The following is a 14,983-nucleotide window of genomic DNA, read 5'->3' as shown; positions in this document are numbered from 1 at the left end:
TATATCCTCCTATCAAATAGGTTTAAAAGTCTCTATTTCGAACTCCTGTCCATCGAAAGGTGCCACTACCTTGCAGTAATCTTTTGATAACATCGAGGCTATCCTTTCTGGTCCTTTTTCGACCACACCTCGGCCAAAATGGTTTAATATAATCATTTTGGGGTTCACATAATCTCTTATAAGTGCTACGTGGTCTGCGCCTAAGTGATCTATGCCATCTCTAACACGATGAAAGGTCATATTGATTATTAAAATTTCACATCCTCCATACCTTTTTATGATATCTTCGTCATAACGCGTGTCACTGATGAGCCCTAAAGGTGCTATTTTTGGATGTTTTAATATGAAACCGTAACATTCCACGCCATGGTGAATTAGCTTGACCGCCTCGATACTCCCATCGTGTAGTTCGGTTTCTTTTTTATCTTGCCAATAATAAACGTTTCCTATTTTTGTTTGAAAGTGGGAAAGCAGGATGCGACCTTCCCCGAAAGCGGCGTCCTCAGGGAGAATGAGGGTGCCACGTCTTTTAAAACCGCCGTGGGTTACAGCTTCTACCATTACGTTTATATCATTGCTATGATCCAAGTGCTTATGGGTGAGAATGATAGTTTCGAGGATCTCTGGAGCAAATGGTTTCCCGGCCTCGCAGATCTTCACAAGTGATCCAGGTCCGGGATCGATTAGGACGTGGTGCCCGTAAAGACCCAACCATATACCCGCTGTGGAACGAGTCTGGTTTATCATGACAAACCTCGCTCCGCCCGTTCCAAAAAACTTTAGGAAAGCTCCGTTGTAAAAAAGGTCGAAATCATCCTGCATTACTCGTCATTGCTCCTTGAAGTAGGGCAACATCTCCTTAAATTCAGGAGTCCCGGACACATTTAGCCATTGATATACTATGCTTTCAGTGGGTAGCACAAGGGCTCCGCATTGTGAAGCGGCTTTAAGCGCCGCGAGATTATGTTCTTCTTGCCTGCTTCCCACCGCTTCCAGTGCAACAACTACCTGGTATCCTTCCTTGAGCAAATCTAAGGTTGTGGCTAAAATGCATATGTGTGTTTCAATTCCCGCCAGTACGATTTGTCTTCGTTCGTTTCCAAGAAAATCAATGAAGCCAGGTTCATCGTAGCAGGAAAAGTGCACCTTCTCAAATCGGGGGGTTTCGGGGGGAGAAGGTCTGATATATCTGAAACTGTTGGCCCAAGTCCTTTCGGATATTGTTCAGTGTATTTTACGGGGATAGAAAGTACTTGTGCGCACCTTAGCAAAAGCTTAGAATGTTTTACGATTGATTTGTTATTTGCTATGACAGGCAACAGTCGCTCTTGAACGTCTATTATTACCAGCTGAGATTGATTTTTTTTAAGCTTATAGGATATCATGGGATACAGTCCCCTTTCTATGGGTTATTTTATATTTATTTTGCTTCAAAAGCATTAAATTTTCCACTAGAATTTTTATTACCATTGTGTTATTCTCGTTCGGCCATCAACTGTACAGGATGGCGGGAGGTGTAGGAGTCATGACGAATAAGAAGGATAGACATGATGCTGACGACAGCGAACAACTTTATGTGGAGGATTTGTTGAAGATGATGTCCATGCAAGAGTACCCACCGTTTATAGAGAGGTTGCTCTCTCAGATGCAAGGGTTCATGTGGGGCTTCGTGTCAGATGGCGATGAGGTCAAGCGTATAGAGGATCTCGCATCCGAAGGGTATGATCTCGATGACCCCCAGTATATGCTTGAACAGCTGGCGTGGGTCAAGGAATACGCTGACTTAGTAGCTCCTGAGATTGAGGAATGTAACCATGAAGAGGCAGTAATTCTTTCTTTTACTCCAGTGGATAACGAGGAAGCGATAAGATGGGCCATAGATCACGCAGCGCTATTTGCTCGTGATATCTGCCGCAGAATATGGATCATAGGAGAAAATTGGGATTTAAGCGAGGTGCTTCAGTATTCAAAGCATATGAAGGCCCTAGCAGAAATCGGTGTTTCACTTCGCTTCCTTCTTCTAACACCTTGGGGTTGGGCTGAAGTCCCGCTTTTTAAGGAAGTAAGCAGTGACGAAAAACGTGGCTTACTCTGGAAAGGAAAGCTTCGGAGAAGAAACAATAACCTGCCCAAGAGTAACGATGATAGCAAGACACCTTAACTGAAGAAAACCAAAGGGGCGAACACGCCCCTTTGGTTTTTGATGTTAAGATGGATTAACTTAACGAAGTTAAGGGATAAATTTAATTAAATCATCCACCACATATCATGTGAATGACCTTAACATCGTCTCCATCGTTAACAATAGTTGTTTCAAATTTATCGCGAGGAATGGGCTTGTCGTTTATCCAAACTCCGATCATAGGAAATATGTATCTTTTTGCTTCGAGGATGTCTTTAACCGTTAACCCTGGACGCCACTGCATTTCCTCGCCATTTACCTTGATCACGTATTTATTCCTCCCACTCATCCTCGGGTTTTAAGTGTTTTTTCACCACTTCGACGACTTCCGGATAGTCTATTCCTAAACGCTCTAAGGTCTCTATGGTTGGAATACCATTTTTGTTCCAGCCCCGGCGCTTGTAAACAGCGTCAACCAGTTGCTCCCATTGAGGTAAGCGATATTCTTGGAGTTTCTTGATTTTTTCCTCGGTCGTCAGTCCTTCAGGATCAATGCCAGTAGCTTTTAATTCGTTATCGTAATACTCAGCTCTTGCTTCCCACTCATCCGGGAATACTGGACCTATCGCCCTTAAGGGGATATAGTGGTCTTTGCGAGTTCCTTTGCCGAGTCTCAATTGGAAAACGCGCTGGAAGTTATAAACTTGCTCGGATTGTATTATGAGCTCCTCTTTTGTGATATTTTTTCCCGTAACGGCATTAAAGAGATCCACGTAATTTTGAACGTGTTCCGGAACTTTGGCGGCCTCTATGCCTTTGTATTTGATCACGTTGTCTGCAGGTTCAATGTCGTTCCACGGCAATTTGCACACACCCACCAATGAAAACCATAGCCTGAAGTTTGGAAAGTAGTGGAGTGCTTCGGCTTTATCCTCAAAGGTGGGCAGTTGCTTGTTAATCCTGTCCATGAATATCAACCAGGCCTCATCGTGCTGAGGGCCTTTAAGGGTGAGGAAATAACCGCCCCATTGAGCTACTGATTCCTTCGGGACGTATTCCGAAACCTCTATGCCTTGGCCTTCCATCCCTATCTTTTCCATCACTTCGAAGGGAGCTCCATATTTTTCAGCAAATATCTTTTTCATTCTATGTACGCCAAGCCCTACAATACGTGCGAATTCATCGTCTCCACGACCTATTCTGTGTATCAATTCCATTAGATCGTCTTTCGAGCCGAACTTCAGCTCAAGTCCGTTGGTGATGTCTTTATTCAGAAAACCCAATTCGTAGCATTCGCACACAAAGGCAAACCCTGTTCCCGAAGATATGGTATCGATGCCGTAGTGGTCAGCATAAAAGTTTGCCTCGATGATCCATTCCGGATCGAATATGCCGATGTTTGATCCTAATCCTGCACATGTCTCGTATTCAGGACCATCAACGGTGACTTTTTTCCCCTTTAGAGGACCTGTCTTAAGTTCAAAACCATCAACGGCTTTGGCGCAAGCCATAGAACATCCATGCCAGCATCCGTCGGGGATTCCTTGTGTAAAGAGCTTTCCAAATACCTCAGAATGGATTTTATCAGCCTCCGGGTGTTGACCAAACTTGTAATTGTGAACGGGAAGTAGGTGGTACTCATTCATTATTTCGTTTAAATGAGGCGTTCCTACCTTGCGCATTTTGTTTTGCTGGTCGTCTAAGTCTCGAATTTCTTTATGGAGTTTAAGCCCGACCTTTTGTAAAGTGGATAAATCAGCCGGGTTGTTGCTCGTTGGACCGATTCCTCTTTTTCTTACAACGATTGCAGCCAGTTTCTTATTTCTAAAGACCGTGCCGCCTCCGCCCCTTCCTGCTTGCTTTAAGCGCGGAGCTTTACGACGCAAGTCATAAAAGCTCATGTTTAGACATCCCCAATAGGAGTTTTCCGCGCCCTTGCCCGTTGATACCACTGAAATATTACGCTTGTCTTCTTCGTTTTCTGCAAAGTATTCGTGTAAGGCTTCAGTCACGGTAAATGCGTTTACATCTTCAAAAGGTGATTCGTAAATTTCCACTTTATTGTTGTCTCCATCGATGAAAACGATGACGTCGCGGTCAGCTTTGCCCTGAATTTCTAAGGCGTCCCAGCCAGAAAACTTTAGAAGGGGACCAAAATGACCACCCGCATTGCTGTCGTAAGTTTGTTCAGTAAGCGGTGAGATGAAAACTGTGTAGCATTTCCCGGAACCAGGATATTGCGTGATGCCACACAAAGGACCGCCTGAAATCACCAGCTCGTTTTCAGGATCGTTCCACTTTGTCGTATCCTTTACAGCATCCCACAGCAGTTTAAGGCCAAACCCCCTTCCTCCGATGAATTTTTCTTTCATATCTTCGGATACAGGTTTTTCTTTAAAGCTAAAACCCCCAACATTGACGTAAAGAGTCCTTCCTGCGTAACCCCTTTGTATCTTCACCGGTTCGTATTCCCATTCCGCAAGAAGTTTCATTTTATTCATAAATATCTCCCCCTTTATCCCCCTCAGTTAATCTTGCATTAGTTCGAGTGCTTGCGAAGGGCACTCCTTGCTGCAGATGCCGCAGGCTATGCACTTGAACGGCTTGTCTTTTTGATCAGCTATGAACATGCTTTCTGTCGGACAAAACCCTGCGCACATTAGACATCCTACGCACTTGCTTTCATCACATCGAACAACCCCGCTAGCGTCTCGATTGAGAGCCAAGGTAGGACAAATATCGATGCATATGCCACACTGATTACATACGTTAATTTCATAGCCCGAGTCCTTTTGCAATACTTTGATCCTTGACAGCTCCTTGTTCTCCTCTTTGAACCAAGTCTTCGAACAAGTTAACATACAGCTTTCACATCCTACGCATCGCTCCGGATAAGTTGCAAGCCACTTCACGTCTCTCCCCCCTTAGTGTCTTGATTTTTTTCTCCTTCCCCCCAAAATGACTTTAAGCGAATAGGTGCTTTAAAAATTATATCATAATTATAATTATGATATAATTCAGAGTTTAATCATAGGTACTAGTGGAATTTGCAGGAAACTCGGATTATTTATCGATTACAATGGATATATTAAAGGGGGAGGCAGTGCCAGCAAGACATGAGAGTAGTTGATATCATAAAAAAGAAAAGAGATGGTATCGCTTTAACGGACGATGAAATAAACTTTTTCATGAAGGGTTGTTCATCCGAAGATATTCCTGATTATCAAATAGCAGCCCTTTTAATGGCTATATATTTCAGGGGCATGAATGACAGGGAAGTTGCTTCCTTTACAGCTTCCATGGTGCATTCCGGCAAGGTTGTGGACCTTTCGGGCATTAAAGGTGTTAAGGTTGACAAGCACAGCACAGGCGGAGTAGCCGATACGACAACTTTAATTGTTTGTCCCTTAGTTGCCTCTTGCGGCGTTCGCGTGGCCAAGATGTCGGGCAGGGGACTTGGACATACCGGAGGAACGCTGGATAAATTAGAAGCGATTCCCGGCATGAGGGTCTATTTGTCCCTTGAGGAGTTTGTTGGCATCGTAAATGCGATTGGCATCTCTATAGTAGGCCAAACGGAAGATCTCGTTCCGGCGGACAAGAAGCTTTATGCCCTTCGAGATGTAACCGCTACGGTTGACTCTATTCCGCTCATAGCCAGTTCCGTCATGAGCAAAAAGATAGCCGGTGGTTCCGATGCCATAGTCTTAGACGTAAAAGTTGGAGAAGGTGCCTTTATAAAAGATCTTAATGATGCTCTGGCCTTGGCAAAGGTAATGGTAGGAATAGGCGAAAGCTTCGGCAAAAGGACAATAGCAGTCATAACAGATATGAACCAACCCCTGGGACGAGCCATAGGCAACTCCCTTGAGGTGATAGAGGCATGTGAGGCATTAAAAGGGCATGGTTCGAAGGAGTTAATGGAGGTGTGTTTGACGCTTGGAAGTTATATGTTGATCTTATCCGGCATTGCGCGAAGCAGCGGCGAAGCCCGGGAGATGCTTCAGGATGCGCTTGTCACCGGTAAGGGAATGGAAAAACTTAAAGAGATGGTCAAGGCACAAGGTGGAAATGCCAATGCCTTAGAAGATTACTCTCTTTTGCCACGTGCCAGAATTAAATATGAACTCAAAGCGCAGGAAGATTGTTACGTTTCGAAACTGGAGGCAGAAAAAATTGGAATGTGCGCCATGATGCTCGGAGCGGGTCGATCGAAGAAAGATGATAAAATTGATCATTCTGTTGGCATAGTATTATATAAAAAAGTAGGAGATCATGTATGTGAAGGGGAAATAATCGCCACGATCCACGGAAACGACGAGGGGCTTCTTGAAGATGTATTGCCGGAGGTTAAGGGTGCTATTAAAACGTCTAAGCAAAAGGTGCCATCGAGTAAATTGATATATGCCGTGGTGAAAGATGAAGGTGTGGAATTGTTATGACTCGACATATTTCATGCTTAAAGTGAGCGAAAAATGCTATACGTAATTCAGGCAAACTCATTGAGGGTTTGTGCAAAAGTTTGCTAGTGAATTTTTAAAAATCTGGTTGAAAATAACGCTCCTTTGATGATAATATGATCACGCTCGGGGCGTAGCGCAGTTTGGTCAGCGCGCCTGGTTCGGGACCAGGAGGTCGGAGGTTCAAATCCTCTCGCCCCGACCATTTTTTGATCAATATTGACTATTTCGGTACATTTCGGTATACTTTGACTTGGAGGAGGGATTATGGGCAGAAAGATAATCGCTCAAAACAGAAGAGCGCGACATGATTACTTTATATTAGAAACCTATGAAGCTGGACTCGTCCTTACAGGCACCGAGATAAAGTCGGTTCGGGAGGGGCGGGTTAATTTAAAGGATGGATACGCCAAAATAGAAAATGGCGAATGTTGGTTGTATAACGTCCATATATCGCCGTACGAAAAAACTGCTTATTATAATCACGATCCTTTGAGACCAAGAAAGTTGTTGCTTCGAAAGGACGAGATTCGTAGGCTAATTGGCAAAACTCAGCAAAAGGGCTTAACGCTTATACCGCTTTCTATATACCTGAAAGACGGTAAATGGGCTAAAGTTGAGTTGGCGTTAGCGCAAGGCAAAAAAGTCTACGATAAACGTCGTGCGATTGCCGAAAGGGATGCACGACTTGAGATGGAAAGAGCACGAAAGGTAACTAAGCGTTAAGGGGGCGAAAGGTTTCGACGGCATGTGGAGGGTCGTGAGGAGCGGGTCGAGGTCTCCGCAAGCCTCGTTAAACAGGCGGAAAAAACAATAAGTGCCAAAGAAAACTACGCACTGGCTGCTTAAGTAGCGGTCACGCTTGCGATATCGTTGCCACTGCGATATCGACAGGCGTCACAATAGGTGGCAAGCCCTCAGACAGCTCCTCCCTGTCTGAGGGGACATTCTGGGAGGATAGGCAAGCGAGATCCTGTCCCTGGGAGAGCGCTTAGCCGAAAATTAAAACAGGGACTACGCCCGTAGAACTTCACGGCTGGCCCTTGTCGGACGGGGGTTCGATTCCCCCCGCCTCCACCAGAAAATATTAAGCAGTCCTTGCAAACAGAGGCAGGGACTGCTTTTATTATCCCTTCAGTTTACTAAACTTTCCTTGGATTTGCAGCTTGGTACAAAAAGGTGGTGCAAAAATGCCTAAAAGTCCAGGGAAGTCAGCAAGTCATCTAATATTACGTGGTACAAAATTTTATTACAGGAGGGTATTACCAGGAGATGTAAGTGGTAAAATAGGAATAAAAGAAACTAAAATCAGTTTAGGCACATCAAATGTTAGAGAGGCTCGTTCTCTAGCAGTTTTTTGGGATGTTATGGTTAACCAAATTTTGCTGTATTGGAGGAGAATTGAATTTATGCAAGAGGACCAATTGGATCAAATACGACAGATTGTTGTTCGCTGGATTCAGGACAAGAAAGATGAGCTTGAAGACCTACGTGCCATGGGCATTAGCGATTATGTAATTAAAATTGATGGAGAAACTGGAGAAAGGATCCAGGATCCAGACAAGCTCTGAAGATAAAATTAAGGTTCTTCAAAAATTGATGCAGTTTGAGCAGGGAAAACTTATTAGGGGAGATGTTCCATCTGAAACATGGATTGAGGTGTTGGCCTCTAAATTGGTCATGGAAAATGGGATGCCCCAGTAGTTCGAGCGTCGAATAAACAACTATCCCAGCACCTATATTTCTTTGAAACAGCCTTCGCTCTATTTTTTACTGAAGAAATTTACAGCAAGGAGTGGATTGAGTCACAGTTTCGAGAAGTTAAAATTAAAGAAATCTAATTATAGTTGCCTATCTTGATCGAAATGGCCCGCTGGCCTTTAGATAGTTTAGGAAACCAACAAAAAGATGTGGATGATGTTCAACAAAAAAAGTTTGGATATGTAAGTTTAAAGGAATTAGAAAACCTTAGAGTGCCATTAGGTGAGATACCACCTTTACTCTTATGCCAATTAGCAATGTCCTAAAGGGTGTAGTATAGTTAGTCAATTAATAGGTAGTTATGACGACGTGATATAAGATTAGATAATTTGTATATCTTCATTAATTATTTATTTGTTTAGATATTCTAGTAATAGATATTATTGCATTATTATATGAATAAATGATAAGATGAGTTAGTAATTCAATCGACATTGACATCATTTAGATAGAACAGTATAATAAAACGCAAAATAAAAATAAGGGGGCAATGTTATGAAAAGTTTAATTGTAAAGCTTATGATCTTGGCAGTCATAGTTTTTTCTTTGACATGTCCTAGCTATGCATTTTTTTTGACCCGTTTACCAGGTGGTAATTCAGTAACAATTGGCAATGAGGAAATATGGATTGATGAGAAAGGAAATCCTATTGGTGTATTAAGGAATATATCAGTTGGTATGTTTTTGCCTAATATTCTTTTCGATTCAACAACCCCTTATGGTGAACAAGGTGTATTGATATATTCATATGGTCTTTATGATTATGCTGATGCTATTATTTATACAGATTTGCATAAATCATGGTGGGCTTTTTGGTTAACAAGAGATGAACTTAATCAGTTGGTACCAATGCTGCAAAAGGCTAATGACTTGTCTGAAAAACTTCATAAAACAAATGTATCACTTCCAGAGAAAGGTAAAAATATTGGAAAAGTTAATGGAAAATGGAACTATATTACCGTTGATTTAGAAAACACTGGCGTAGGTATTGCTACTTTTATCACGTTTCAAAACAAAGAAACTGGGGAGAAGGCTACGATAGTTGATTATCCTCAGAAATTAATTAATATTCCACAAATAATTAGCTCAGTTGAAGAAGCACTACCGTCTATCATGACATTACTTGATGAAAGGAAATCTTTGATGAACGAGCTAGAAACAGAATAAGACTTAGATTGAATAAACTGTATAGTTATTTGGCAAATAGACAAAAATTCGAGTCACGTATGATATTATCTGTAAAATTTAGGATGACACCTTTCTAAAGTAATTTGAAAGGGTCATCGCCCTCTGATAAAACAAAGTTATCACATACCCAAACTATCGAAAGGGTCAGCGATGACCCAATATTATGTTACCTTGAATGAGGAGGATTGACGTCTCTATTTTCTTGCAACGACGAATGCTTGAAGAAAGTCGTAGAAAAATTTACAAATCAACTTCTGGAGCAACAGCGAACTAAAACAGATCAATGCGAAAGCCTTACGAACGCACGGAAGAAAGGGAATGCGAAACGGATATAAGGAAAGGCATCTAACCACCGAAGTTAAGACCTTGACATTAAGAGTACCTCAGATAAGGGACGGCATTGTCATCAAGACAAAAGAAGGTGAGCAGGTAAGGCCCTTTAGCGCGCCTTTAGCTACAGGAATTAACCAGGAAGGATATAGGGAGATCTTGGAGATGGAGTTAGAAAATAGCGAGACTGAGGAAAGTTGGTCTGACTTTTTCAAGGACTTATAGGCAAGAGGGCTTAAAGGGGTAGATGTAGTGGTATCGGATAACTTGTAAGGTTGGTCAACGTCGTAGAGAGGCATTTTCAAGGATCGACTTGGCAGAGGTGTCAGACTCACTTCACCAGGTTGTTTAACTCATATCCCAAGAACATGCAGAAAGACCTAAAGTCATACCTTGAGGGCGATCTTTGAAGCACCTGACATATCTACAGCACGACATATTCTGAATTTGACGCTTGAAGTGTTTTCAACGAAAGCCCCTAGGGCTATGGACATCCTGCAGGAAGAGGCTTCGGACCACAAACGGACAAGAAAGGCTGAATCAGGAGATAAGGCGGAGAGAACGCGTGATCCGGATATTTCCTAACTGCGAATCGGCGTTGAGGCGGGTAAGAGCGTTGTTGATGGAACAGGACGAGACATGGTAAATGAGGCAAGAAATACTTCGAAATGGAGGGTAATTTTTACAGAAAATTAAGGGCTTGATCCCAGAAAAACTTGGGCAGTCAATGGGACAACTTCCAAGGACTGTCTTTTTTGTATCCTTTTAGACTGCAATTATTTAACTTCTCTTCAAGCATTCTGCTGCAGTCTTATCTAGGAGATGAGTTAAGGGCTAGCCCCTTGGGTAAGCCATCCGTTTCTTTTACTAGGAGTATCCGATTTTGTATTTTTTACGAATTCATCCTGTCAAGAATTATGCTCTTCATCACTTTAAGACAGTTCGCAAATTGTTGTAAACCTGGTCTTGGTTGATTTTAACCCCTCCACGAAAGCTCCAGTAAAATTTATGACATTGAGGAGGATCATTCCTGATAATTATCTGAAATGCCATTTACAATTTTTTGTTGTTATTGAAGTTGCAAATAATTCTTAAGTTCTGTATATTATAGTATGATATAAATGTCGATTGTCGACCAATTATAAATTGTTTGAATACGTAAGGAGTGTAAAGTATGACTTCTAGGGGATTGTGTTTTGATGAGACTATTACCTCCAAAGTAGTGGACTACTTAAAATACCAAATTCTTGTCTCTAAAAGCTATAAAAAAGGAGATAAGATTATTGAATCCCAAATAGCGAAAAAACTTAACGTTAGCCGGTCTCCTGTAAGGGAGGCTATTCATCGTCTTGAAAGCCAAGGTTTGGTAACAACCATTCCTCATAAAGGTGCATTCGTCAGTGCTTTTTCAATGAAGGAAATGGAAGAGATTTACGAGTTACGTTATCTTTTAGAAGGAAATATTTATGAGATCCTTATTAAAAATAAACTTTTGAAGGAAGCTGATTTTAAATACCTCGTATCTCTTGTAGATCAGATGGTTGAAGTTGCAAGATCTGAAGTGTCTACAGATGAAAAGATTCCCACTTTCCTAAAAAAGGATATCAAGTTTCACCGTTATACGTGGTTAAAAGCAGAGCGCCCACGGACATTGCGTATCCTTTCTGATTTGTATCATCAGTTGGAGTTAGGGATGCTCGATGATTTGGCCCATGAAAAAAATTTAGAGGCAGCAGCTTCAAGTCATTACAAAATTTTGGAATGTTTGAAGAGTGGAGACTTAGAAAAACTAAGACAAATTAGGTCATGGAGTCTTTTTGCAAGAAGGCTAGAAAATATAAAAGAAGTCTAATCTTTTAAGTTTATGAAATGTCGATCTGTCGACGAATTGGAATATTAATTATGAACATATATGGGCACAATTTGTGATAACGAAAGTAAGCAGTAATTAGAAAAATAAAAATTGTGGAGGTGTAAGATAGTGAAACTAGGAAGGTTTACTCTAATGGTAACAGCGGCTGTATTTATTTTAACCCTTGGCGCTTTACCCGCGATGGCGGCATCGATGTGGAGGCTTTCGAACCAATTCCCACCATCCCATTTTATTTCTAAAGGTATGGATTTTTTTGCTGAGAGAGTAGCCGAATACTCTGGTGGAGAAATGAAAGTCGAGGCATTTCACTCTGCACAGCTTTTCAAAGATACTGAAATAGTTGAAGCTGTACAGGAAGGCTTAGTAGAGCTTGCGCTAGTACCGGTAAATAAATGGTCGGGAATGGTTCCAGTGGCAGATATTTTTGAGCTACCCTTCGCTTTTAAAGATCTTAGTTCCCCTAAAAAGTTTATAGAAAGTGGCGCGGGAAAAATCCTAGATAAGGAATTTCAGGACAAAGGTGCAAAAATTGTTTTCTGGGTTGATTATGGTCTCGTTCAGTTGTTTAACAGCAAACGCCCACTTGCAAAACCCGATGATTTTAAAGGGCTCAAGATAAGAGCCTTTAGCAAGGGTTCTGCGGATACTATTAAGGCACTTGGTGGTGTTCCTGTGGTAATGAGTTCCTCTGAAATGTACATGGCCCTTCAAAGAGGTACCGTTGATGGTGCTACTACCGGTATGCCTGCGGCTGTTTCCAGAAAGATCTACGAGGTACAGAAATATATGACTCTTGCTAACTATACAACTGCTCAATTCTTTGTGCAGGGTAATCTTGACTGGTGGAATTCTCTTAAAGACAACGAAAAAGAAGTTCTCCTTAAAGCTGGAGAGGAAGCAGCTGAATTTATACGTGGTTCTATAGCAGAAGCAGAAGAACAGGCCTATAACGTTATTAAAGACGGCGGAGTTGAGGTTTACGAGCTTAATGACAAAGAAAGAGACGCTTTTAAAAGGGCAACTGAATCAGTAAGGGCTGAATTTGTTGAGCAGACTGGCGAGATTGGCGAAACGCTCATGGAAATTTTAGAATCGATTGATTAGATGTAACTAAAGTAAAATTTTAGAACAAATAGTATAGCATACAGCAAGATAGGAAGCTATAGGGGGAGAAAACTTAAACTCTCCTCCTATAGAAATAAAAAATGAAGCAGCGATTAGCGCAAATTATTCGTCTGTATCTAGCCAACTAATTGTCTTGGGTAAAAGTTTGCCTGGTCATGGAGAGATGTTTTGTGAAAAAGCATTGGATGATATAGACTCACGATTTTAAGCACTTGGTTCGCTCTTATTTCTTATACAACATTTTTAATAGCGAACAACAGTATCAACCAATTTAGGATAAGATTGGGGGAATTGGTGTGTTCTCATCCTTAAACAAGCATGCGGAAAGGCTGAATCTTCTAATTGGATATTGTGGTGGCATTAGCATCTTGGCCATGGGGATTATCCTCTTTTATGAAGTTGTAGCAAGGTATGTATTCAACTCGCCAACCATTTGGGCTCAAGAGGTATCAATTATAATTTTTATGTGGGCTATGCTTGCAGGTGCAGCTTATACTTTGCAGGTGGGAAAACATGTCAAAATAGACCTTTTAACTGTCCACCTTTCGGAAAAAACACAAAGTGTGCTTGAAACTATTACTAGTATTATCGGAATGCTTTTTTCAGCATACGTAACGTTCCAGGGCATAGAGATGCTAAAGGGCACACTGAAATATAACAAACTGTCTGCGACTCCATTAAGAGTGCCATTATGGATTCCTCAACTTGCCCTTCCTGTGGGGTTCGGCCTTCTAACACTGCAGTTCATTATAATTATAGGCATGAAAATGTTTTCGCTTAACGGCTGGACAGGGAGGGATGGTGATCAACCATGTTAGGCTTTTTTGTGGTTATAGGTCTTCTTTTAGTCGTTCTTTTCACTGGGCTTCCTGTGGCTTTTTCTCTTGGTTCTACCTCTGTCTTACTGATATTTTTAAATAATCTCCCCGTAAAAATAGTTGGTTCAACTATGCTTTCAGGATTGGAAAGCTTTACCCTTCTGGCCGTACCCTTATTTATTCTCATGAGTCAGATTCTCTTAGATGGGCGAGTAGGAGACGATCTTTTTGAAGTAATGAACGCCTGGGTAAGACACCTCCCAGGAGGCCTTGCTATTGCAACAATTCTTGCCTGTGCCTTCTTTTCGGCTATAACAGGGTCTGGAGCTGCGACTGCCGCAACCATTGGAATGGTGGCCTATCCTGCTATGATTGAGAGAGGGTATGATAAAAAATTTACTTTGGGGCTATTGGCTGCTGGCGGCACCTTGGGTATCTTGATTCCGCCAAGTATTCCCATGATTCTATATGGTGCAATCACAGAGGAGTCAGTGGGAAAGCTGTTTATTGCAGGTATAGTGCCAGGCTTCTTGCTAACAGTCATATTTGTTATTTACGCGATTATAAAGAGCAAGAGGGGCGGATTTACCCCAATGGAGAAAACAGGTTGGTCGGAAAGGTTAAGGATAACCCGAAGGAATATTTGGGGAATACTTCTTCCGCTATTGATAATAGGTGGTATCTACAGCGGAATTTTTACCCCCACTGAAGCTGCTGCAGTGGGCTTAGTATACAGTTTATTTATTACTATTGTAGTTTATAAGACGATAAAATTGAAGGAATTACCTAAAATTTGCCTGAAATCAGTAGGTACTTCCTGTATGATAGCAATCATAATTGCGGCAGCGGTCCTCTTTGGTAGGGTTATGACTATGCTTATGATACCCCAGAAGCTGACACAATTGGTTATCGAGAACAACCTGTCGCCTTTGATGTTTATCATTGCTATGAACTTGCTCATGTTAATACTAGGGACAATTCTTGAGACTGTATCGATAATTCTACTTACTATGCCTCTGGTTACACCTATCCTTCATGCATTGCATATTGATCCCATCTGGTATGCTGTCATTCTTGTTGTAAATATGACCATGGCCTTGATAACGCCCCCTGTGGGGATGAATCTCTACGTTATTAACGGACTGCGTGATGATATTAGCATGTCCGATGTTATCCAGGGAGTTTGGCCTTTTATCATACTCATGGGGTTCATGTTGGTGTTATCTATAGTATTTCCACAGATAAGTCTCTGGCTCCCATCGATAATGCATTAAGGCAAAAAACAGAATGCATATTTTTTGAAGAA

At 41.7% G+C, this 14,983-nt stretch carries 15 protein-coding genes, 1 tRNA gene, 1 other RNA gene and 1 pseudogene; 13 read left to right on the top strand and 5 right to left on the bottom strand.

Annotated elements, in window-relative coordinates; all coding sequences use genetic code 11:
• Window positions 1–12: 12 nt before the first annotated feature.
• A complete protein-coding gene (locus tag AC5SXE_RS00780; RefSeq protein ID WP_303884510.1) occupies window positions 13–822 on the bottom strand; it encodes an MBL fold metallo-hydrolase in 810 nt (269 codons plus the stop codon).
• Window positions 823–828: 6 nt separating this feature from the next.
• Complete coding sequence (locus AC5SXE_RS00775; protein ID WP_493916296.1) at window positions 829–1,146, bottom strand: isochorismatase family protein; 318 nt, start codon at window positions 1,144–1,146, stop codon at window positions 829–831.
• A 379-nt stretch (window positions 1,147–1,525) separates the two neighbouring features.
• Here AC5SXE_RS00775 and AC5SXE_RS00770 point away from each other — a divergent pair, with 379 nt between their 5' ends.
• Complete coding sequence (locus AC5SXE_RS00770) at window positions 1,526–2,161, top strand: hypothetical protein (protein ID WP_303884506.1); 636 nt, start codon at window positions 1,526–1,528, stop codon at window positions 2,159–2,161.
• A 91-nt stretch (window positions 2,162–2,252) separates the two neighbouring features.
• Here the strand turns inward: AC5SXE_RS00770 and thiS are convergent, their stop codons facing one another.
• The 3 genes from thiS to AC5SXE_RS00755 are packed head-to-tail and all read right to left on the bottom strand — an operon-like array spanning window position 2,253 to window position 5,034.
• The gene (thiS, locus tag AC5SXE_RS00765; RefSeq protein WP_303884503.1) at window positions 2,253–2,450 is read right to left on the bottom strand and encodes a sulfur carrier protein ThiS; all 198 of its coding nucleotides are present in this window, start codon (window positions 2,448–2,450) and stop codon (window positions 2,253–2,255) included.
• 4 nt (window positions 2,451–2,454) lie between these two features.
• Complete coding sequence (locus AC5SXE_RS00760; RefSeq protein WP_303884502.1) at window positions 2,455–4,623, bottom strand: aldehyde ferredoxin oxidoreductase family protein; 2,169 nt, start codon at window positions 4,621–4,623, stop codon at window positions 2,455–2,457.
• Window positions 4,624–4,650: 27 nt separating this feature from the next.
• A complete protein-coding gene (locus AC5SXE_RS00755; protein ID WP_493916295.1) occupies window positions 4,651–5,034 on the bottom strand; it encodes a 4Fe-4S binding protein in 384 nt (127 codons plus the stop codon).
• A gap of 204 nt (window positions 5,035–5,238) precedes the next feature.
• Between AC5SXE_RS00755 and AC5SXE_RS00750 the strand changes: the two genes are divergently transcribed.
• The 12 genes and pseudogenes from AC5SXE_RS00750 (at window position 5,239) to AC5SXE_RS00695 (ending at window position 14,951) form a co-directional block, all read left to right on the top strand.
• Window positions 5,239–6,564, top strand: a complete 1,326-nt coding sequence (locus AC5SXE_RS00750) for a pyrimidine-nucleoside phosphorylase (RefSeq protein WP_310846847.1) — start codon at window positions 5,239–5,241, stop codon at window positions 6,562–6,564.
• Between the two features lie 145 nt (window positions 6,565–6,709).
• Window positions 6,710–6,787: transfer RNA gene (locus AC5SXE_RS00745), tRNA-Pro, on the top strand.
• A 62-nt stretch (window positions 6,788–6,849) separates the two neighbouring features.
• Entirely contained in the window at window positions 6,850–7,308 is a 459-nt protein-coding gene (smpB, locus tag AC5SXE_RS00740) for an SsrA-binding protein SmpB (protein WP_303884497.1), read from the top strand.
• Window positions 7,309–7,662: a transfer-messenger RNA gene (gene ssrA / locus AC5SXE_RS00735) on the top strand. It abuts the gene before it with no gap.
• A gap of 110 nt (window positions 7,663–7,772) precedes the next feature.
• On the top strand, window positions 7,773–8,153 hold the full coding sequence (locus AC5SXE_RS00730) for a DUF6538 domain-containing protein (protein ID WP_310846842.1): 381 nt from the start codon (window positions 7,773–7,775) through the stop codon (window positions 8,151–8,153).
• A gap of 685 nt (window positions 8,154–8,838) precedes the next feature.
• Window positions 8,839–9,510: a hypothetical protein gene (locus AC5SXE_RS00725; protein ID WP_310846841.1), complete on the top strand. Its 672-nt coding sequence runs from the start codon at window positions 8,839–8,841 to the stop codon at window positions 9,508–9,510.
• Window positions 9,511–9,777: 267 nt separating this feature from the next.
• A complete protein-coding gene (locus tag AC5SXE_RS00720; protein ID WP_493916313.1) occupies window positions 9,778–10,086 on the top strand; it encodes a transposase in 309 nt (102 codons plus the stop codon).
• Between the two features lie 274 nt (window positions 10,087–10,360).
• Window positions 10,361–10,507: pseudogene (locus tag AC5SXE_RS00715) on the top strand (transposase); the annotation flags it as partial.
• A 528-nt stretch (window positions 10,508–11,035) separates the two neighbouring features.
• A complete protein-coding gene (locus AC5SXE_RS00710) occupies window positions 11,036–11,713 on the top strand; it encodes a GntR family transcriptional regulator (protein WP_310846832.1) in 678 nt (225 codons plus the stop codon).
• A gap of 129 nt (window positions 11,714–11,842) precedes the next feature.
• The gene (locus AC5SXE_RS00705) at window positions 11,843–12,838 is read left to right on the top strand and encodes a DctP family TRAP transporter solute-binding subunit (RefSeq protein WP_310846829.1); all 996 of its coding nucleotides are present in this window, start codon (window positions 11,843–11,845) and stop codon (window positions 12,836–12,838) included.
• A gap of 395 nt (window positions 12,839–13,233) precedes the next feature.
• On the top strand, window positions 13,234–13,677 hold the full coding sequence (locus AC5SXE_RS00700; protein WP_493916312.1) for a TRAP transporter small permease subunit: 444 nt from the start codon (window positions 13,234–13,236) through the stop codon (window positions 13,675–13,677).
• Window positions 13,671–14,951: a TRAP transporter large permease gene (locus AC5SXE_RS00695; RefSeq protein WP_310846823.1), complete on the top strand. Its 1,281-nt coding sequence runs from the start codon at window positions 13,671–13,673 to the stop codon at window positions 14,949–14,951. The genes AC5SXE_RS00700 and AC5SXE_RS00695 overlap by 7 nt, the downstream gene beginning before the upstream one ends.
• The last annotated feature ends 32 nt before the right edge of the window (window positions 14,952–14,983 follow it).

The organism is Acetomicrobium sp. (genome assembly GCF_059026225.1).
This window is presented reverse-complemented; position numbering and strand designations above follow the sequence as displayed.